Annotated in this window: 1 protein-coding gene; it reads right to left on the reverse strand. The window is 31.4% G+C overall.

What is annotated here, in order from left to right; all coding sequences use genetic code 11:
* Positions 1-612 (reverse strand): CDP-glycerol glycerophosphotransferase family protein (locus tag RT405_RS02980; RefSeq protein WP_313467432.1); only part of this gene is annotated, 612 nt, incomplete at both ends.

A 612-nucleotide genomic window follows, 5' to 3' on the forward strand; every position in this document is an offset into this window, starting at 1 on the left:
TTCTATATCAAAGTAGAACCCTCTTAAATCATTCCGATAGTGTTCATAATCATAAGCGTAAAAAAGCATCGGTCTCTCCAAATTCGCATAGTCAAAGAAAACGGAAGAATAATCCGTTATAAGAAGATCAGAAACCAAGTAGAGATCACTGATGTCTTCACTGCCTGAAAAATTATAAATATTAGGTTTATTTACAACATCATTTAAGCTTTCTGCAACTAGATAATGAGCTCTGAAAATAAAAACAGCCTCATCTCCTAATAACTCTATCAATTTTTCCAGTTGAAATGGTATATGAAACTTATATTTCCCAGCCGATATATAGTAATCATCACGCCATGTTGGTGCATATAAAATAACTTTTTTATCGTTAGGCAATCCTAGTTTCTTCTTGATTTCATTAATATCTTCAGCATTATTTTTTTGATACAATACATCGTTTCTTGGATATCCACTCTCGATAAACTGTTTTTCAAAAGCAAAACAAGATTGAAAAATATCTTCTGAATATTGATTAGGAGCAATTAAGTAATCCCATTTTTGCGTTTCAAATAAAAAGTTGGCTTTATAACTTTCTAAATCCGAACCCGGCATACTAAATGTATCCATGTC

This window comes from Carnobacterium sp. (assembly GCF_032094055.1).
Taxonomy (GTDB): domain Bacteria; phylum Bacillota; class Bacilli; order Lactobacillales; family Carnobacteriaceae; genus Carnobacterium_A.